The sequence below is a fragment of the Serratia sp. NPDC078593 genome, from assembly GCF_050268245.1.
Classification (GTDB): domain Bacteria; phylum Pseudomonadota; class Gammaproteobacteria; order Enterobacterales; family Enterobacteriaceae; genus JBNNGK01.
On sequence record NZ_JBNNGK010000002.1, the window covers coordinates 135,736 to 154,516 of the forward strand.

Consider the following 18,781-nt stretch of genomic DNA (forward strand, 5'->3'; position numbering starts at 1 on the left):
GTGAGCCCGTTACTTGCGAAAATCAGCGGGATTAGTTTTTCTTCACAAACTCGGATTTCAGCTTCATCGGGCCAAAACCGTCAATTTTGCAATCAATATTGTGATCGCCTTCGACCAGACGAATATTTTTGACTTTGGTACCGATTTTCAGCATCGAAGAACTGCCTTTGACCTTCAAATCCTTGATAACGGTGACGGCATCGCCATCCGCCAGCAGGTTACCGTTGGCATCTTTCACCACCAGTACATCGTCTTCCTGTGCCGTGCTGTGGTCGTTCCATTCGTGAGCGCACTCCGGGCATACATACATGTCGCCGTCTTGATAAGTATATTCAGAATGACACTTCGGGCAGTGTGGGAGTTGCATAATGCTGTTGCCTCTTAATAAAAAAACAAACAAGAACATCGCCGGACATGCAAGCCCGGCGGAGAAATAATGAGTTTTACGCTAGAGTGCTGCGTTAAGTTTGAGGCGTAGGTTGGTAAGTGCCGACACCGAGCGCATCTTCTTTGCGGGTACGGGCAATCACCGAGTGCGGGGATTCATGTACGCGCAGATCCATCTGCTGTTCGGTACGCACGACGACACCACGCAGTGAGTTAGTCCGTACCTCTGTAATTTCCAGATCGACAAATTGACCGATCATGTCGGGTGTGCCTTCAAAGTTCACCATGCGGTTACATTCGGTGCGCCCGGCGAGCTCCATCACGTTTTTACGCGAGGTGCCTTCGACCAATACCCGCTGCACCGTGCCAAGCATTTGGCGGCTGAAGCGCATGGCCTGTTGCAGAATACGCTCCTGCAAGATATACAGACGCTGTTTTTTCTCATCTTCGGTGACGTCATCCACCATGTCTGCCGCTGGTGTACCCGGGCGAGACGAATAGATAAAACTGTAACTGGTATCGAAGTTGACTTCGGCGATCAAATTCATCGTTTGTTCAAAATCGGCTTGGGTTTCCCCCGGGAAGCCAATGATAAAGTCGGAACTGATCTGAATGTTCGGCCGCGCTTTGCGCAGTTTACGGATGATAGCTTTATATTCCAGTGCCGTGTGCGCACGTTTCATCATGGTCAATACGCGATCGGAGCCGCTTTGCACGGGAAGGTGCAGGAAGCTGACCAACTCAGGCGTATCTTGATAGACCTCGATGATATCATCGGTGAATTCAATCGGATGGCTGGTGGTGAAGCGAATGCGATCGATGCCGTCAATGGCGGAAACCAGCCGCAACAGCTCGGCGAACGAACAGATATCGCCGTCATAGGTGGCGCCGCGATACGCATTCACGTTTTGCCCCAGCAGGTTAACCTCGCGCACGCCTTGTGCGGCCAACTGGGCGATTTCAAACAACACATCGTCGCTTGGGCGGCTGACTTCTTCGCCACGGGTATAGGGCACCACGCAGAACGTACAGTATTTATTACAGCCTTCCATTATGGAGACATAGGCGGTTGGGCCTTCGGCTCGTGGCTCGGGCAGGCGATCAAACTTCTCGATTTCCGGGAAGCTGATATCGACAATCGGGCTACGGGTGCCTTGGACGTGATTAATCATCTCTGGCAGGCGATGTAGGGTTTGTGGCCCAAAAATTACGTCTACGCAGGGCGCTCGCTGGCGAATATGTTCGCCTTCTTGTGAGGCGACGCAGCCGCCAACGCCGATAATCAGATCGGGATTCTTTTCTTTCAGCAACTTCCAGCGGCCCAACATGCCGAAAACTTTTTCCTGTGCTTTTTCACGGATCGAGCAGGTATTCAGCAGCAACACATCCGCGTCTTCAGGGTTGTCGGTCCATTGATAACCGTGCGTGCTTCCCAGTAAATCTGCCATTTTTGATGAATCGTATTCGTTCATCTGGCAGCCCCAGGTTTTGATATGTAGTTTCTTCATCATTGAATAGCCATTAATCAGTGCGGTGCAAAAGGTGCATTAGCGACATTGCAGGGCGCTTATTGTAAACACTTGATGCGGTTGTGACCAGCGTGGGGAAAACGCGGTGTGACCTGAAGCCCGCGATAAAATCCGGTACACTGGCACAAAATGCCGTTTCGGGTGGGGCGGCGGCAAATAACTCATAAGCATAACCAAACATGAAGACTTCTCAAAAACGCAGTGACGTCGTGGTAATCGGCGGGGGAATGGTGGGGGCGGCAGCCGCGCTGGGGCTGGCACAGGCGGGTTTTTCGGTAACGATGCTGGAGCATCAGCCGCCAGCAGCGTTCGAGCCACAGAGTGCGCCCGATTTGCGTATTTCGGCCATTGGTTGTGCCTCGGTCGCCTTGCTAAAGCAGATGGGCGCTTGGGCGGCGGTACAACAGATGCGCTCGGCACCCTATCGACGCTTGGAAACCTGGGAGTGGCAATCCGCGCGAGTGGCATTTGACGCGGCAGAGTTAGGTTTGCCAGAGCTAGGGTTTATGGTAGAAAACCGCATTCTGCAATTGGCTCTGTGGCAGCAATTGGCGCAGTGTGCCAATTTAACCTTACGTTGCCCCGCTAAATTACACGCCTTGCAGCGCGAGGGGGAAGGTTGGTTGGTGACACTGGACTGCGGCGAAGTATTAGCGGCGGACCTGGTGATTGGTGCCGATGGGGCAAAATCGCAGGTGCGTCAATGGGCCGCGATCGGCACCAGTGGTTGGCAGTATCGCCAGTCCTGCATGCTGATAACGGTGCAAACGGCGGCACCGCAACAGGATGTGACCTGGCAGCAGTTCTTCCCGTCTGGCCCGCGTGCTTTTCTGCCGTTGTACGATGATTGGGCGTCGTTGGTGTGGTATGACAGCCCACAGCGCATTCGTCAGTTACAGGGTTTATCCATGGCGCAATTGGAGCAGGAGATTGCTCAAGCCTTCCCAACGCGGCTTGGCGCGGTAAAGGCGCATGCGGCTGGCTCTTTCCCGCTGGTGCGTCGGCATGCGCAACGTTATGTGCAACCTGGGTTAGCTTTAGTGGGCGATGCGGCACACACCATCAATCCGTTAGCTGGGCAGGGGGTAAATCTAGGATATCGCGACGTAGACGCGTTGCTGACGGTTTTAATTTCGGCGCGTGAATTGGGTGAGTCATGGTCTAGTGAAGAAGTACTGTTACGATACCAGCGGCAGCGCCGTACCGACAATAGGATAATGCAAAGCGGTATGGATCTGTTCTATACCGCATTCAGCAATAACCTGGCCCCGCTGAGCGTGGTGCGCAATTTGGCGCTAATGGCTGCCGAGCGAGCGGGTATCCTGAAACAAAAAGCCTTGAAATATGCGCTTGGGCTGTAGCCGCAGCGATTTTTTGTGGGGCTCGCATGGCGCGCCCACATTAAGACCACGTAACCAAACGTAGAAATGCGAAAAGCCCACCGAAGTGGGCTTTTCTAAATATGGCTGGGGTGCCAGGATTCGAACCTGGGTATGCTGGTATCAGAAACCAGAGCCTTACCGCTTGGCGACACCCCAAAAGTGTCAGTAAAAATGGTGGCTACGACGGGATTTGAACCTGTGACCCCATCATTATGAGTGATGTGCTCTAACCAGCTGAGCTACGTAGCCAGGGTGATTTTTACCGTATGGATTTGCAAGCTGTTGTATGGCTGGGGTACCTGGATTCGAACCAGGGAATGCCGGTATCAAAAACCGGTGCCTTACCGCTTGGCGATACCCCACCAACTTAACAAATCTTCTGCTTTATACGCATTTTCCTGATGAAAATGGCTGGGGTACCTGGATTCGAACCAGGGAATGCCGGTATCAAAAACCGGTGCCTTACCGCTTGGCGATACCCCATTTGCAGAGTTACGTAGATGGAAGCGAATGGTGCGGGAGGCGAGACTTGAACTCGCACACCTTGCGGCGCCAGAACCTAAATCTGGTGCGTCTACCAATTTCGCCACTCCCGCAAAAAAAAAGATGGTGGCTACGACGGGATTCGAACCTGTGACCCCATCATTATGAGTGATGTGCTCTAACCAACTGAGCTACGTAGCCCTCTTTTTTTGCTTCGCCTTCATCTGCGTTGCGGGGCGCATTATGCGTATATGGCCGTTTTGCGTCAACAAGTTTTTTCCCAAAAAAGCGCAGGAAAGTGCCGTTTGTCTGGGTTGTGAACAGTATGGTGATAAAATAGCCAGTTCGGGCAATTAATGGTTGAAAACATCAACAAAAGGGCGGGCCTTCTGACCCGCCGATGATGAAAAGCCTTATTGCTTATTGGTAAGCCGATTGGTGTACGCCGACGGCACGACCAGATGGATCATCCATCGTTTTGAAGGATTCATCCCATTCGATGGCCTTAGCTGAAGAGCAGGCGACTGAAGGCCCGCCGGGCACACATTCTGCTGCGCTCGGTAGCGGGAAGAGTTCTTCAAAGATCTCGCGGTACAAATAACCTTCTTTGGACGTTGGCGTATTGTACGGGAAGCGGAAACTGGCGGTTTCGAGTTGTTGATCGCTGATTTGCTGCGCTGCCACCTCTTTTAGCGTATCAATCCAGCTGTAGCCAACACCGTCTGAGAACTGTTCTTTTTGACGCCAGGCCACGCTTGCCGGCAGATAAGATTCAAAACATTCACGGATGATATGTTTCTCCATTTTACCTTGGCCGCACATTTTGTCTTTCGGGTTGATACGCATCGCGACATCAAGGAAGTTTTTATCCAGGAACGGCACGCGGGCTTCCACCCCCCAAGCGGACATGGCTTTGTTGGCACGTGCGCAGTCGTACATGTGTAGCGCCAGCAGTTTACGCACGGTCTCTTCGTGGAACTGTTGCGCATTGGGGGCCTTGTGGAAGTACAGGTAGCCGCCGAAGACCTCATCGGCACCTTCACCGGACAACACCATTTTGATCCCCATTGCTTTGATTTTTCGTGACATCAGGTACATCGGCGTTGAGGCGCGGATGGTGGTCACGTCGTAGGTTTCAATGTGATAAATCACATCGCGAATGGCATCCAGCCCTTCTTGCACGGTGAAGTGAATCTCATGGTGTACGGTGCCCAGATGGTTAGCCACCTCTTGTGCTGCCCGCAGATCGGGTGAGCCTTGTAAGCCGACAGCGAAAGAGTGCAGCTGTGGCCACCAGGCTTCGCTGCGCTCATTGTCTTCGACACGGCGCGCTGCGTATTTTTTGGTGACAGCAGAAATAACCGAGGAATCCAACCCGCCAGACAGCAGTACACCGTAAGGGACATCAGACATTAGGTGACTTTTTACTGCATCTTCCAGTGCATTGCGCAGGGCGTTAGCGTCGGTGACGTTATCTTGCACGTTTTCGAAATCGAACCAGTCGCGTTGGTAATATTCGCGAATTTCGCCGTCTTGGCTCGATAAGTAGCTACCGGCAGGGAATTCTTTAATGGTGCGGCAAACGGGCACTAACGCTTTCATTTCTGATGCAACAAACAGGTTGCCGTGTTCATCGTGACCCATGTACAGCGGGATGATGCCCAAATGGTCACGGCCAATCAGGTAGGCGTCTTTTTCTGTATCATACAGTGCGAAAGCGAACATACCTTGTAGATCGTCAAGGAAATCAGCGCCTTTTTCCTGATACAACGCCAAGATGACTTCACAGTCGGAACCGGTTTGGAAATCGTAGCGGTCACTCAATTTTTGACGTAGCGCCTGATGGTTATAGATTTCCCCATTAACCGCCAGTATGTGGGTGTGTGCCGCGTTATACAGTGGTTGAGCGCCGTTGTTCACATCAACAATAGATAAGCGCTCGTGCGCCAGAATGGCTTTATCACTGGCGTAAACACCAGACCAGTCCGGGCCGCGATGACGCATTAGCCGAGACATTTCCAGCGCTTTTTTACGCAATTCTTGCGGATCGGACTTCAGATCGAGCACACCAAAAATAGAACACATACCCACTCTCCTAAACGATGTTTCATAGACTGTAATGTTGCTTTGCTGTTATGGGCAGTAGGCCTGACAGCCAAGATTGGCGTGGCTTTGCTGCACTGTATTTATGAAAATGCGTCAAAAGTAGAGAGAGATGCAAGTGTTTTAACCTATCAGCGAAAAATAGTTGTTTGCTTAGAATTGAAATCGAGAGAATGTGCAATTTTTTGCCATTAAAATTATCGAAACGGCAATAAATAAGCCTTACCGCCAGAATTATAGGCGGCAAGGCAAGGGTTATATTAATTAGTGATGATTATTACAAAATTAGGCGATCGGTTGCCATAAGGTGAAAGCGACATCCGGCGTCCAACCTAGGTTAGATGTGTGAGCCTGAATACAGGTATATTTTTTACCTTTGTAGGTCACCACGTCACCCGCGTTGTAAGCATGGCTGTTTTCCCATTCGGCTACACCGGGATCCGGCGGTGTCGTGCCGTCATCGGCGGTTTTGACTGCCAGCGTGCTGCTCGGGAGGGATTGGTTGCCTTTGTCATCGGTCGCGGTCACGAAATAACTGTATTGCGTATTCGGCGTCAGGCCGTTTTCTTGCAGGCGTAGCGCGCTGGTTTGGCCAATGGCATTGCCGTCACGGAATACGCTGTAACTGGCAATAGGGTTAGGGCCAGTGGCGGCCGTCCAGCTCAATTCCAATGAGTTGGTGGTCAGATTAGAGACGGTCAACGCTGTCGGTGCGTTAGGTTTTTCCGGCTGTGGCGGAATGACGCCACCTTGAATCAGTGCAGTATAGCGTTTGCTGAATTCCCAATTGTAGGCCACGCCGCTTTTGCTTTTACCGTTATCCCAGTTTACTGACCACGTCATTAGGCCTTTAATTGATAATCCCTTGGCATCAAGGCGGCTAAATGCCTTGTAAACCGCTTGAGGATCGACCACATAACCGGTGGCGGCGGCATCAACGTTACTTGGCAGGCCAATGACAAATTTATTCGCCGGAATGCGGGTATAGCCACGCGTACCGGTAACCAGACTTTCAGTCAGGTAATACAAAAAGTCCTCTTTCATTGCGTCATTGTTTTGGGTAATCCAGCTGTTGATCTCATCAACCCAAATACCGTCGCCACCCTGATTATAATATTGCGGGGCGATAAAGTCGTAATAACCTTCAAGGGCACTAATATAATCGAGGTAAGTACCATTAGTACGCAAGTAGGGGAATTCAGGCGCCATGCTGATAATAAAGTTTTTACCCTGCGCAGCATAATGATCTTTCACGCTTTTTAGTGCGGCAGGTAATACGGTTTTATTATCCGCTGCTCCAATGGCGGCTTGCTCAAGGTCAATATCCAAACCATCAAAACCGTATGTTTCAACCAAGCGAATAATTTCATCTTTCAGTTTATCTTCATCGCCGTTTTTAAGTTCGATATGAGCATCGGCACCGCCAAGGGAAATCAACACGGCACGGCCTTGGCTGTTCAGCACGCCAACCTGGCGGCGGAATTCGGTATCGCTCAAATTATACGGCTTAAACGTTGGGATCCCTTCGCCTTTCATAAAGGCGACGGCGACCACATTGTAATCTTCTGGAATATCGGTCAGATCCATATTCATAAACTGACCCTGTTGATAGCCGTCGCTGGTGCCCGCCTGCCAATTATGCCAAAAACCCATCATGATTTTTTTATTCGACATATCGGGCATGCTGGATGCCGCGTCGTTAAACAGCACATTTTCTGTATTTGAATTCATTATAGCCTCGTTTGGTTTATGTAAAATAAATATTCGCTTGCCGAAATGGTTATCGAATTAAGCGTATATTTATAATGCTTGATTTAGGCTAGACCGGAGTGAAACATTTAGCGACTTGAAATAAATAAAATTCACTATGATCGTTATACTTCAAACGACATCTTTATTGGTCACATTGAGTTGGCTAAATCACTGATGGGAGAGCATTCATCGGAATGACTTGGCTCGTCGCCACAATGCAAAGTGAAGGTTCTAAAGGGGGGCGGATACCTTACGGCAGACCTGTGAGAAAATTGATGGCGGTCATACTTACCGCCATCAAGATTAGAAAATATTAATATCGGCTACGGAAGGGAAGATAAAGCTCGGACGGAACGGCATACTTTCTATATCGTTCAGCTTCGATACCCCGGAGAGCACCAGGATGGTTTCTAACCCAGCTTGGAAACCGGCCAGAATATCGGTACGCAGATTATCGCCGACGATCACCGTTTCTTCTGAGTGCGCCTGCATTTTATTCAGTGCGGCGCGGATAATCCATGGGCTTGGTTTACCCACGTAAAAGGGTTTGCGGCCGGTGATTTTTTCGATGGGAGCGCATAAAGCACCACAGGCGGGGACAAAACCGTGGCCATGGGTATCGGGATTGGTCGCAATAAAGCGCGCGCCGTTATTCACGAAGTATGAGGCTTTATGGATCATGTCCCAGTTATATGAACGCGTCTCACCGACAATGACAAAATCAGGATTGATGTCAGTAATGGTAAAACCTGCTTTATAAAGTTCGTGAATCAATGCGCCTTCGCCAACCACATAGGCTTTTTTGCCTTCCTGACGGCGCAAGAAATCGGCAGTGGCCATCGCGGAGGTATAAAAAGCATTTTCAGGTACGTCAAGCCCGGCGGCGGCAAAGCGGTTGGCCAGATCCTGCGCGGTTTGCGACGGATAATTGGTCAACATTACCAGCGGCATATTCTGCTCTTGAATTCGAGCCAGGAACAGATCGGCGCCGGGAACGGCGGTATTGTCATGCATCAGCACGCCGTCGATATCACAGATAACGTTTTTAATGGTCATTGTTACGGAGTCTCATTATGACGCGGGCAATATTGGCGCTGAAAAGCCCGCCGGGATGTGAGTTAGCTTTCTAACAACCGCTGTAACAACACGCCGTTAAGCATGGCGCGTTTTGCCAGCGCAAAAGCACCAATCGCTGAACGATGATTGAGCTCAGACGTCACGATCGGCAGGTTTTTGCGGAAATCTTTCAGCACCTGGTTGTTGATGCAGCTTTGAATGGCCGGTAACAGAACTTTTTTTGCTTCGGTAATTTCACCGGCGATGACCACTTTTTGTGGATTAAATAGGTTAATAGCGATAGCCACCGCTTTCCCGAGATAGCGACCAACGTGTTCAATCACTTCTACAGCCAGCAGATCGCCGCGATTAGCGGCTTTGCAGATAGCATTAATGCCGCAGTCATCGAGAGTGAGTTTACTGGGGTAACCCTGCGTGAGCAATTGGCGTACGCGCTGCTCAATCGCCGCGTTGGCGGCAACGGTTTCCAGGCAGCCGAAATTGCCGCAGTGGCAACGTTCGCCAAGCGGATCGATTTGGATATGGCCGATCTCGCCTACGTTACCGTTGTTACCAAGGAAAATTTGGCTGTTAACGATAATTCCCGCACCAGTGCCACGGTGCAAGCGAACTAAAATGGAATCTTCACAATCGCGGGTGGCACCGAAGTAGTGTTCCGCCAGTGCCAGGCTGCGAATATCGTGGCCGACAAAGCTGGTCACGTTGAAACGCTGCTGTAAGTTATCGACCAATGCCCAATTGTTGACGCTGATGTGTGGCATGTAACGCACAACCCCCAGGGCGGGATCAACCAGCCCGGGCAGAATGACGGAAATGGCAATCAGTTCGCGCAACTTGCGCTGATAACCCTCAATAAATTGTGCAATGGCGTTGAACAACGCATTTTCCAGCGTTTCTTGTGTACGCTCTGGCAGGGGATAATGTTCTTCGCCAAGCGATTTGCCGCTCATGTCATACAGTGTGATAGTGGCATCGTGGCGGCCAAGCCGTACGGCGACGGTGTGGAAATGGCGAGTTTCACTGACAATGGAAATAGCGCGGCGGCCACCGGTGGAGGCTTGTTGATCAACTTCTTTAATCAACCCGCGCTCCAACAGCTGGCGAGTAATTTTAGTTACGCTGGCAGGCGCAAGCTGGCTCAGTTCAGCAATTTGAATCCGCGAAATCGGCCCTTGTTGGTCAATAAGGCGATAAACTGCTGCGCCGTTAAGTTGTTTAACTAAATCAACATTGCCTATCTGTGCCTGCCCGCCAGTGCTCATTAATAAATTTACTCGCTGTTCATTGATTAAACCTCGTTACCGTTAACGAGAGTTTGGGTGATGCAGAAATCGCGGTCGAATGCGGTCAGGTTTGCCACTTTACCGGCTTCGATACTGCCTAACTGTTGGTCTACCCCGATGGCGCGTGCTGGATAGAGCGTTGCCATACGCAGCGCTTCGTCCAAGGCAATACCGACATGCTCGACGCTGTTTTGTACCGCTTCAATCATCGTCAGTGCCGAGCCGCTTAATGTACCCTTCTCATCTACGCACAACCCATCACGATAGTATATGGTTTTACCAGCGAAAATAAATTGGTCAATATCTGCACCTGCTGGCGCCGTGGCATCGGTAACCAGAACTAATTTATCACCTTTAATGCGTTTAGCGTTACGGATACTCGCCCAGGCGACATGATGGCCGTCGGCGATAATGCCGCTATACACTTCAGGTGTATCGAAAATTGCGCCCATCAGACCCGGCTCACGTCCGGTAATATAAGGCATGGCGTTATACAGGTGAGTGGCGAAGCTAATACCGGCGGCAAAACCGGTGCGTGCCTGCTCGTAGGTCGCATTAGAGTGGCCCGCAGAGACCACAATCCCGGCGTCACGAAGCTGCTTGATAAAGTGGGGCTCTACCATTTCTGGCGCAAGTGTCACCTTGGCGATCACATCGGCGTTTGCACACAGATAATCGACCATCTCGCGGTCTGCTTTTCGGATAAATTCTGGGTTGTGGGTGCCTTTTTTAACCGGGCTGAGATACGGCCCCTCCAAATGCAGCCCCAGCGCCTGATTGGCGTGTTTTTCCAGATAAGCGCGCATCACGTTGATGCTGTGCTTCATAAATTCATCGCTGCTGGTGATCAGCGTCGGTAAATAGCTGGTGCAGCCCGATTTTTCATTGGCACGCTGCATGATCTCCAGCGTTTGCTCTGAAATGGCGTCTAATGAGTCGTTAAACTGCACGCCGCCGCAACCATTTAATTGAATATCAATAAAACCGGGGGCTAACATGGCGCCACCCAGATCGCGCGTTTCGATGCCCGCGGGTAATTCTGCCATCGGGCAAACTCGTTCAATCAGACCATCGGCAATGATTACCGCATGGTCATCAAGCACGTCGTGGCCGGTATAAATGCGGCTGTGGGTTAAAGCGAACATGTAGCCCCCTGAAAAAATTAAAGATTCTTCATATTTTCCGCTTCTAACTCGCGGAAATATTTAACGGTTTTGACTTTTAGCTCCATTGTGGACGGTTCATCACACACCACCACTGCTTTTGCGTGGAGTTGCAGGCAACTGATGGTCCACAGGTGGTTGATGTTGCCTTCCACCGCCGCTTCCAGCGCTTGCGCCTTGCCGTGGCCGGTGACCAAAATCATTACTTCTTCTGCATCCAGCAATGTGCCTACGCCAACGGTTAATGCATATTTAGGTACCTGGCTGACATCGCCGCCGAAGAAGCGTGAGTTAGCAATACGGGTATCTTCAGTTAGCGTTTTGATACGGGTACGTGAAGCCAGAGAAGATGCCGGTTCGTTAAATGCGATATGGCCATCAATGCCTACGCCGCCCATAAACAGGTGGATTTTACCGTAAGACTTGATTTTTTCTTCGTACTGACGGCATTCAGCGTCGACATCCGGCGCATTTCCGTTCAATAAGTTAATGTTTTCACTTGGAATATCAACATGATCAAAGAAATTGCGATACATGAAGGTATGATAGCTTTCCGGGTGTTCCTGCGGCAGGCCAACGTATTCATCCATGTTGAAGGTGACAACATGCTTAAAGCTTACTTCACCTGCTTTGTGCATCGCAATCAGATGTTTGTATGCTTCAAGCGGTGTACCACCGGTTGGCAAGCCCAGTACGAACGGGCGATCTGCCGTTGGTTTGAACGCATTGATACGCTGCACGATATGGCGGGCGGCCCATTTGCCAACTTGTGCATTATCTTTCAGTGGGATAAGTCTCATCATACACCTCTTGGGTAAGTAAATTATGGCTATACTGTACGCGCTTTAGCAGATGCATTAAGCGTAATTCAGCTTTATGTTCTCCGCGCTAAAAGCCGGTTAAGTTGATTTTTTGAATGATAAAATAAGTTTTGTGTGATGGCTAGCAATCTGGCAACTTAAGACACCTTTTTGGTGATATTTATCACAAAAAATGAGGTTTTAATTTGCGATACGAAATAATTTTTTTACACTCCGCATGAGTGACACATGCAATACGTTATTTCTAAAAGGTAGTGAGCTTGTCTCAATAAACTACTAAAGGGTCCGTCTGCGGACGAATAGGGGGAAAAGGTGAACATTCTTAGTTATTTACAAAAAGTGGGGCGGGCCTTGATGGTTCCGGTCGCCACGCTACCTGCCGCAGCAATTTTGATGGGCGTCGGGTATTGGATTGACCCTGTTGGTTGGGGCGGTGATAACGCTCTGGCTGCTTTCTTTATTAAATCTGGTTCAGCCATCATCGATAATATGTCGGTGCTGTTTGCCATTGGTGTCGCTTATGGGATGTCGAAAGATAAAGACGGTGCTGCTGCGCTGACCGGTTTCGTCGGCTTCCTGGTTTTGACCACCCTCTGTTCACCGGCCGCTGTGTCGATGATCCAAAAAATCCCACTCGATCAGGTTCCTGCCGCTTTTGGCAAAATTGAAAACCAGTTCGTTGGTATTCTGGTCGGTATTATTTCCGCCGAGATCTATAACCGTTTCAGCAGCGTTGAGCTGCCAAAAGCGCTGTCGTTCTTCAGCGGTCGCCGTTTGGTTCCTATTCTCATCTCCTTCCTGATGATTCTGGTTGCCTTCATTCTGATGTATATCTGGCCGGTCATCTTTAACGGTCTGGTGAACTTTGGTGAGCACATCCAGAAAATGGGATCGGTGGGTGCCGGTATTTATGCATTCTTCAACCGTCTGTTGATCCCAGTAGGTCTGCACCATGCGTTGAACTCCGTATTCTGGTTCGATGTCGCGGGTATCAATGATATTCCTAACTTCCTTGGTGGCCAGCAATCTATCGAAGCAGGTAAAGCGGTGGTCGGTATTACCGGCCGTTATCAGGCTGGCTTCTTCCCGATCATGATGTTTGGTTTGCCGGGGGCGGCATTGGCTATTTATCACTGTGCCCGCCCAGAGAATAAAGCCAAAGTGGCCGGTATTATGATGGCTGCGGCTTTCGCGGCCTTCTTCACCGGTATCACCGAACCGCTGGAATTCTCCTTCATGTTCGTGGCGCCGGTGTTGTATGTCATTCACGCTGTGTTGACCGGTATTTCGGTCTTCATCGCGGCGAGCATGCATTGGATTGCCGGTTTCGGTTTCAGCGCCGGCTTGGTCGATATGGTGCTGTCATCGCGTAACCCGTTAGCAACTCACTGGTACATGCTGATCCCACAAGGTTTAGTCTTCTTTGTTATTTACTACGTGGTGTTCCGCTTCACTATCAACAAATTTAATTTGATGACCCCAGGTCGTGAATTGGCGGTTGCCGGTGACGAAACAGACGGTTATGACGTCAATGTTGATGCCTCTGCAGGTAAGGATGAGGATGAAACGACGACCGTAGCGCGCCGTTATGTCGGTGCTATCGGGGGCTCTGATAACCTGACTGGTATTGATGCATGTATCACCCGCTTGCGTCTGAATGTGAAAGACTCTGCGCTGGTTAATGATGCCGTTGCGAAACGTTTGGGGGCATCCGGTGTGATTCGCCTTAACAAACAAAGTGTACAGGTCATCGTTGGTACCCGTGCTGAGCTGATCGCCAGCGCAATGCGCAAGGTTGTGGCTGCTGGTCCAGTACCCGCTGCGGCGGCACCAGCAGCGGCAGTAGCGACGGAAACCAAACCGCAGGCGGTGGCAAATGCCCCTAAAGCCGTGTTGGAGGCGTTGGTTGCGCCGGTCAGCGGTGAAGTGATTGCCTTGGATCAAGTACCGGATGAAGCCTTTGCGAGTAAAGCGGTGGGTGACGGCCTAGCGATTCGCCCGACCGACAATATCGTTGTTGCGCCTGCTGATGGCACCGTGGTGAAAATCTTCAACACCAATCATGCTTTCTGTCTGGAAACAGACAAAGGGGCGGAAATTGTGGTGCACATGGGGATCGATACCGTGGCGTTAGAAGGGCAGGGCTTTAAACGTCTGGTTGAAGAAGGGGCTGAAGTGAAAGCAGGGCAGCCAATTCTCGAGATGGATTTGGCATTCTTGAACGCCAATGCACGCTCAATGATAAGCCCAGTGGTGGTGAGTAATGCTGATGATTACGCAGGTTTGGCGGCATTGGCGAGTGGCAACGTGGTTGCCGGTGAAACCACACTGTACGAGATTCAAAAATAAGTTTGTTTTACCTGAGTAGTACCCCGGGTGTTAGCGAGTCATGACGTGATGCACCTGACGTTGGCGGGAGGAGAGCGATCTCTTCCCGCTTTTTTTGCTGGGCGCGTGGAAATGGCTTATTAAGGTGAGGGGGAGCAGGATGGCGTATAACCTTATCCCTTTTGATGCAACTAACGGTTGTTTCCGCGCTTGGCTTATTGGATTATAGGCGGTTATGTGAAGCATTTTGGCATTTGAGGAACAGTGACATGAGTGAGGCAGAAGCCCGCCCAACCAATTTTATCCGTCAGATCATCGACGAAGATCTGGCGTCAGGTAAACATTCAGCGGTTCATACCCGCTTTCCGCCTGAGCCTAATGGCTATCTGCACATTGGTCATGCGAAGTCCATTTGTCTGAACTTTGGTATTGCCAAGGATTATCAAGGCCAGTGTAACCTGCGTTTCGATGACACTAACCCGGTAAAAGAAGACATCGAATTCGTTGAGTCAATTAAGCGCGATGTTGAGTGGTTGGGGTTCCATTGGAGTGGCAATGTCCGTTATTCCTCGGATTACTTCGATCAACTGCATCAGTATGCCGTTGAGCTGATCAACAAAGGCTTGGCCTATGTTGACGAGCTGTCGCCGGAACAAATCCGTGAATATCGCGGCACGTTAACAGCGCCGGGTAAAAACAGCCCATTCCGCGATCGTTCGGTGGAAGAGAATCTGGCGCTGTTTGAAAAAATGCGTAACGGTGAGTTTGCCGAGGGCACGGCGTGTTTACGAGCCAAAATCGACATGGCCTCACCGTTTATCGTGATGCGTGACCCGGTGTTATACCGCGTGAAGTTTGCTGAGCACCACCAGACCGGTGATACTTGGTGCATCTACCCAATGTATGACTTCACCCACTGCATTTCCGATGCCTTGGAAGGGATTACGCATTCGCTGTGTACGTTGGAATTCCAAGATAACCGTCGTTTGTATGACTGGGTTTTGGATAACATCACGATTCCATGCCATCCGCGTCAGTACGAGTTCTCGCGTCTCAATCTTGAATACGCCATTATGTCTAAGCGTAAGCTGAACCAGTTGGTTACCGAGAAGATTGTTGAGGGGTGGGATGACCCGCGTATGCCGACCGTTTCTGGGTTGCGCCGTCGCGGCTATACCGCGGCGTCGATCCGCGAATTCTGCCAGCGTATCGGTGTGACTAAGCAGGACAACAATGTTGAAATGATGGCGCTGGAATCATGCATTCGCGACGATCTTAACGAAAACGCACCGCGTGCAATGGCGGTGCTGGATCCGGTTAAAGTCGTGATTGAGAACCTGCCGGAAGACGCGGTAGAAATGGTCACGATGCCGAACCATCCGAGCAAGCCGGAAATGGGCAGCCGTCAGGTACCGTTCAGCCGCGAAGTCTACATCGACCGTGCTGATTTCCGCGAAGAAGCTAACAAGCAGTACAAGCGTTTGGTGTTGGGTAAGGAAGTGCGTTTGCGCAATGCTTATGTCATTAAAGCTGAGCGAGTGGAGAAGGACGCAGACGGTGAAATTACCACTATTTTCTGCAGCTACGATCCTGACACATTGAGCAAAGATCCTGCTGATGGCCGTAAAGTGAAAGGCGTGATCCACTGGGTTTCTGCCGCGCATGCATTGCCTGCAGAAATTCGTCTGTACGATCGCTTGTTCAGCGTAGCTAATCCTGGGGCGGCTGACGATTTCCTGTCTACCATCAACCCTGAGTCGCTGGTCATTAAGCGTGGCTTTGTTGAGCCCAGTCTGGTGGCGGCACAGCCGGAAAAGGCTTATCAATTCGAGCGCGAAGGTTATTTCTGTGCTGACAGCCGTTATTCGACGGCAGAGCATCTGGTGTTCAACCGGACGGTCGGTTTACGTGATACCTGGGCGAAAGTGGGCGCATAAGCGTTTAACGGAATAAAATGGCTAAAAGCGTAACGACAGTTGCGCTGAGCTTGATGATGAAGTCGGCTGATGGCCCGAGATACCCGAGCCTAGCGTAGCGAGGGGCGCTCCGGCGGCTTACGCCACTACGACCCCACAGCCACGCTTTCCCTAATAACTCGCTTTGTCAGCAGTCTGAGCGCAACGATGGTTGCGCTTTTTTTATTTTTTAAAGCAACTACTCGGCAAAACCTTCCCCGCAGTTCGATTTATTCCCCCGTGGTTAACCAGATTGACCCTGACTCACTATGTCTTTCATACTTTTTTGATGTAAAAAGCCATTTCATAATTCTTGCTTATATATTCGTGATGCAAATTAATGTCATTTGGCGAGCGCTTTTTTATTGTTTATAAGTGTTTGTTTTAAATTGGCTGAAACCATTCAATTAATTTTAATTCTTTTCTGTATTGCCATTTATTCTGATTTTATTGAATTTTTTATTCAAAACGCTGTTTTTCGATCAATGTAACAATTAATCATAGATATGTGCTCTTTGTCATACTTTGACAAACTCATCGCAGTTTTCATTTGATAATTCGCGTCGCGAAAAATAGTCTAGCTGTAGCAATAAATGCTGTGAGGTTTTCTCCTCATCGCAAAAACTTTTTACCCGATTGGGTTTTATTAGCGGTTGTGCAGGGCAGTGTTGAACACAGGCGGCCGCAACTTTTATGTTACGTCAAAGAGGAATTTCATTATGGCTACGTACGGTGCTCAGCGTAAATCGCTGGCGCTCGCGGTTGCGGGTGCACTGTTAGGCACGGGTTTTGTTATGGCCCCCGAAGCGCAAGCGGCAGGGTTTATCGATGATTCTACACTGACCGGCGGTGTTTATTATTGGCAACGTGAACGTGACCGTAAAGACGTAACTGATGGTGATAAATACAAAACTAACCTTTCTCACTCGACCTGGAATGCCAATCTGGACTTTTCTTCCGGCTATGCCGCAGATATGTTCGGTATCGATCTGGCGGCCTTTACTGCTATTGAAATGGCAGAGTCGAGCGAAAGTGGCCACCCAAATGAAATTGCCTTTTCACACTCCAATCACGCCTATGATGAAGACTGGTCTGGCGATAAAAGTGGCATAAGCGTTTACAAAGCGGCGGGTAAATTTAAGTCTGGCCCGGTCTGGGCGCGTGCGGGGTGGCTCCAACCATCCGGGCAAACGTTATTGGCTCCGCACTGGAGTTTTATGCCGGGAACTTACCAAGGGGCTGAAGCCGGCGCTAATTTTGATTACGGTGACGCCGGAGCTTTAAGTTTCTCTTATATGTGGACTAACAAATATAAGTCTCCATGGAACCTGGAAATGGATAAGTTTCGCCAAGGGGATAAAAAAACCGGCGTTTCTTACTTACATTCGATTGGCGCAAAATATGACTTTAAGAACGATTTAGTTCTGGAGGCCGCATTCGGCCAGTCTCAAGGTTATATGGATCAATATTTTGCTAAAGGTTCCTATAAATTTGATGTGGCGGGTAGCCCGTTAAGTGCCACCTATCAATTCTATGGCGCACGCGATCGCATCCACGATGCGAAAGATGTTAACCCATCTAGCACCAGTGATCTCTACGACGGCATGGCTTGGCTACAGGCATTAACATTCGGCTATAAAATTGGCCAAGTGGATTTGCGCCTTGAAGGGACGTGGGTGAAAGCAGAAGGTAACCAAGGGTTCTTCTTGCAGCGTATGACGCCAACCTATGCTTCATCCAACGGTCGCTTGGATATTTGGTGGGATAACCGTTCTGACTTTAACGCCAATGGCGAGAAAGCGGTATTCGCCGGTGCGACTTATGACCTCAGTAATTGGAATTTGCCGGGATGGGCCGTTGGGGCGTCTTATGTCTATGGTTGGGATGCTAAACCGAGCACCAATCCAATTTATGACCAAAATCAACGTCTGAAAGAAAGTGCCTACAGCCTGGATGCAATGTACACCGTTCAGGAAGGGCGAGCCAAGGGCACGTTGTTCAAGCTGCACTTCACCCAATATGACAACCACACCGATATCCCTAGCTGGGGTGGTGGTTACGGCAATATCTTCCAGGATGAACGCGACGTTAAATTTATCGTTATTGCTCCCTTCACTATCTTCTAATGCTTCTCCCGGTGGTGACACCGGGGAAACATAAACGGAATTACACGATGAAAAAATTAATGTTAGTGGCGGGGGCGCTGATCGTACTGAGCGGTTGCGTACAACCGCAAACGCCACCAGAAGACGCCAAACTACGTCAAGCCTATAGCGCTTGTATCAATACCGCTGAAGGTTCACCAGACAAGCTGCACGCTTGCCAGGCGGTATTGGCGGTCTTGAAACAAGAGAAACAGCATCAGCAGTTCGCCGAACAGGAAACGGTCCGCGTACTGGACTATCAGCGTTGCATACAAGCGGTACACACTGGCGATGGCCAGGCGTACGAAGCTAAGTGTGGCAAGGTCTGGCAGGAAATTCGCGCAAATAATCACTGATTACGGATGAGGTTGTAG

At 50.1% G+C, this 18,781-nt stretch carries 13 protein-coding genes and 6 tRNA genes; 5 read left to right on the forward strand and 14 right to left on the reverse strand.

All coding sequences use genetic code 11. The features are described from left to right. Positions 1 to 31: 31 nt before the first annotated feature. Both ACQKDS_RS02685 and miaB read right to left on the reverse strand, forming a co-directional pair. Positions 32 to 367, reverse strand: a complete 336-nt coding sequence (locus tag ACQKDS_RS02685) for a zinc ribbon domain-containing protein YjdM (protein WP_399665479.1) — start codon at positions 365 to 367, stop codon at positions 32 to 34. 94 nt (positions 368 to 461) lie between these two features. After that, a complete protein-coding gene (gene miaB / locus ACQKDS_RS02690) occupies positions 462 to 1,898 on the reverse strand; it encodes a tRNA (N6-isopentenyl adenosine(37)-C2)-methylthiotransferase MiaB (RefSeq protein ID WP_399665482.1) in 1,437 nt (478 codons plus the stop codon). A 197-nt stretch (positions 1,899 to 2,095) separates the two neighbouring features. Between miaB and ubiF the strand changes: the two genes are divergently transcribed. Next, positions 2,096 to 3,277 (forward strand): 3-demethoxyubiquinol 3-hydroxylase, encoded by a 1,182-nt coding sequence (ubiF, locus tag ACQKDS_RS02695; RefSeq protein ID WP_399665485.1) that lies wholly within the window; start codon positions 2,096 to 2,098, stop codon positions 3,275 to 3,277. Between the two features lie 102 nt (positions 3,278 to 3,379). Here the strand turns inward: ubiF and ACQKDS_RS02700 are convergent. From ACQKDS_RS02700 to nagB, 12 genes are all read right to left on the reverse strand, one after another. Further along, positions 3,380 to 3,454 (reverse strand) — tRNA-Gln (locus tag ACQKDS_RS02700). A 16-nt stretch (positions 3,455 to 3,470) separates the two neighbouring features. Beyond that, positions 3,471 to 3,547: transfer RNA gene (locus tag ACQKDS_RS02705), tRNA-Met, on the reverse strand. A gap of 38 nt (positions 3,548 to 3,585) precedes the next feature. Next, positions 3,586 to 3,660: transfer RNA gene (locus ACQKDS_RS02710), tRNA-Gln, on the reverse strand. Between the two features lie 46 nt (positions 3,661 to 3,706). After that, positions 3,707 to 3,781, reverse strand: a tRNA-Gln gene (locus ACQKDS_RS02715). Between the two features lie 28 nt (positions 3,782 to 3,809). Further along, positions 3,810 to 3,894 (reverse strand) — tRNA-Leu (locus tag ACQKDS_RS02720). An 11-nt stretch (positions 3,895 to 3,905) separates the two neighbouring features. Further along, positions 3,906 to 3,982 (reverse strand) — tRNA-Met (locus ACQKDS_RS02725). Between the two features lie 219 nt (positions 3,983 to 4,201). Continuing rightward, positions 4,202 to 5,866: an asparagine synthase B gene (asnB, locus tag ACQKDS_RS02730; protein WP_399665488.1), complete on the reverse strand. Its 1,665-nt coding sequence runs from the start codon at positions 5,864 to 5,866 to the stop codon at positions 4,202 to 4,204. Between the two features lie 303 nt (positions 5,867 to 6,169). Beyond that, a complete protein-coding gene (locus ACQKDS_RS02735; RefSeq protein ID WP_399665491.1) occupies positions 6,170 to 7,615 on the reverse strand; it encodes a carbohydrate-binding protein in 1,446 nt (481 codons plus the stop codon). 324 nt (positions 7,616 to 7,939) lie between these two features. After that, on the reverse strand, positions 7,940 to 8,692 hold the full coding sequence (locus ACQKDS_RS02740) for an HAD-IIA family hydrolase (protein WP_399665494.1): 753 nt from the start codon (positions 8,690 to 8,692) through the stop codon (positions 7,940 to 7,942). A 62-nt stretch (positions 8,693 to 8,754) separates the two neighbouring features. Continuing rightward, positions 8,755 to 9,975 (reverse strand): DNA-binding transcriptional regulator NagC, encoded by a 1,221-nt coding sequence (gene nagC / locus ACQKDS_RS02745; RefSeq protein ID WP_399665497.1) that lies wholly within the window; start codon positions 9,973 to 9,975, stop codon positions 8,755 to 8,757. Positions 9,976 to 10,001: 26 nt separating this feature from the next. After that, the gene (gene nagA, locus ACQKDS_RS02750; RefSeq protein WP_399665500.1) at positions 10,002 to 11,141 is read right to left on the reverse strand and encodes an N-acetylglucosamine-6-phosphate deacetylase; all 1,140 of its coding nucleotides are present in this window, start codon (positions 11,139 to 11,141) and stop codon (positions 10,002 to 10,004) included. A gap of 17 nt (positions 11,142 to 11,158) precedes the next feature. Beyond that, complete coding sequence (gene nagB, locus ACQKDS_RS02755; protein ID WP_399666216.1) at positions 11,159 to 11,959, reverse strand: glucosamine-6-phosphate deaminase; 801 nt, start codon at positions 11,957 to 11,959, stop codon at positions 11,159 to 11,161. 333 nt (positions 11,960 to 12,292) lie between these two features. Here nagB and nagE point away from each other — a divergent pair, with 333 nt between their 5' ends. The 4 genes from nagE (at position 12,293) to chiQ (ending at position 18,763) form a co-directional block, all read left to right on the forward strand. Then, positions 12,293 to 14,329 (forward strand): N-acetylglucosamine-specific PTS transporter subunit IIBC, encoded by a 2,037-nt coding sequence (gene nagE / locus ACQKDS_RS02760; protein ID WP_399665503.1) that lies wholly within the window; start codon positions 12,293 to 12,295, stop codon positions 14,327 to 14,329. Positions 14,330 to 14,577: 248 nt separating this feature from the next. Then, a complete protein-coding gene (glnS, locus tag ACQKDS_RS02765; RefSeq protein WP_399665506.1) occupies positions 14,578 to 16,245 on the forward strand; it encodes a glutamine--tRNA ligase in 1,668 nt (555 codons plus the stop codon). Between the two features lie 737 nt (positions 16,246 to 16,982). Beyond that, entirely contained in the window at positions 16,983 to 18,389 is a 1,407-nt protein-coding gene (gene chiP / locus ACQKDS_RS02770; protein WP_399665509.1) for a chitoporin ChiP, read from the forward strand. Between the two features lie 47 nt (positions 18,390 to 18,436). Then, the gene (gene chiQ / locus ACQKDS_RS02775) at positions 18,437 to 18,763 is read left to right on the forward strand and encodes a ChiQ/YbfN family lipoprotein (RefSeq protein ID WP_399665512.1); all 327 of its coding nucleotides are present in this window, start codon (positions 18,437 to 18,439) and stop codon (positions 18,761 to 18,763) included. Positions 18,764 to 18,781: the final 18 nt, after the last annotated feature.

What these genes read in the sequence shown, in the direction of transcription:
- miaB (WP_399665482.1), bottom strand. Translation starts at nt 1,898, where the DNA reads ATGATGAAGAAACTACATATCAAAACCTGGGGCTGCCAGATGAACGAA.
- ACQKDS_RS02685 (WP_399665479.1), bottom strand. Translation starts at nt 367, where the DNA reads ATGCAACTCCCACACTGCCCGAAGTGTCATTCTGAATATACTTATCAA.
- ACQKDS_RS02740 (WP_399665494.1), bottom strand. Translation starts at nt 8,692, where the DNA reads ATGACCATTAAAAACGTTATCTGTGATATCGACGGCGTGCTGATGCAT.
- nagB (WP_399666216.1), bottom strand. Translation starts at nt 11,959, where the DNA reads ATGAGACTTATCCCACTGAAAGATAATGCACAAGTTGGCAAATGGGCC.
- ubiF (WP_399665485.1), top strand. Translation starts at nt 2,096, where the DNA reads ATGAAGACTTCTCAAAAACGCAGTGACGTCGTGGTAATCGGCGGGGGA.
- nagA (WP_399665500.1), bottom strand. Translation starts at nt 11,141, where the DNA reads ATGTTCGCTTTAACCCACAGCCGCATTTATACCGGCCACGACGTGCTT.
- asnB (WP_399665488.1), bottom strand. Translation starts at nt 5,866, where the DNA reads ATGTGTTCTATTTTTGGTGTGCTCGATCTGAAGTCCGATCCGCAAGAA.
- nagC (WP_399665497.1), bottom strand. Translation starts at nt 9,975, where the DNA reads ATGAGCACTGGCGGGCAGGCACAGATAGGCAATGTTGATTTAGTTAAA.
- chiQ (WP_399665512.1), top strand. Translation starts at nt 18,437, where the DNA reads ATGAAAAAATTAATGTTAGTGGCGGGGGCGCTGATCGTACTGAGCGGT.
- chiP (WP_399665509.1), top strand. Translation starts at nt 16,983, where the DNA reads ATGGCTACGTACGGTGCTCAGCGTAAATCGCTGGCGCTCGCGGTTGCG.
- ACQKDS_RS02735 (WP_399665491.1), bottom strand. Translation starts at nt 7,615, where the DNA reads ATGAATTCAAATACAGAAAATGTGCTGTTTAACGACGCGGCATCCAGC.
- glnS (WP_399665506.1), top strand. Translation starts at nt 14,578, where the DNA reads ATGAGTGAGGCAGAAGCCCGCCCAACCAATTTTATCCGTCAGATCATC.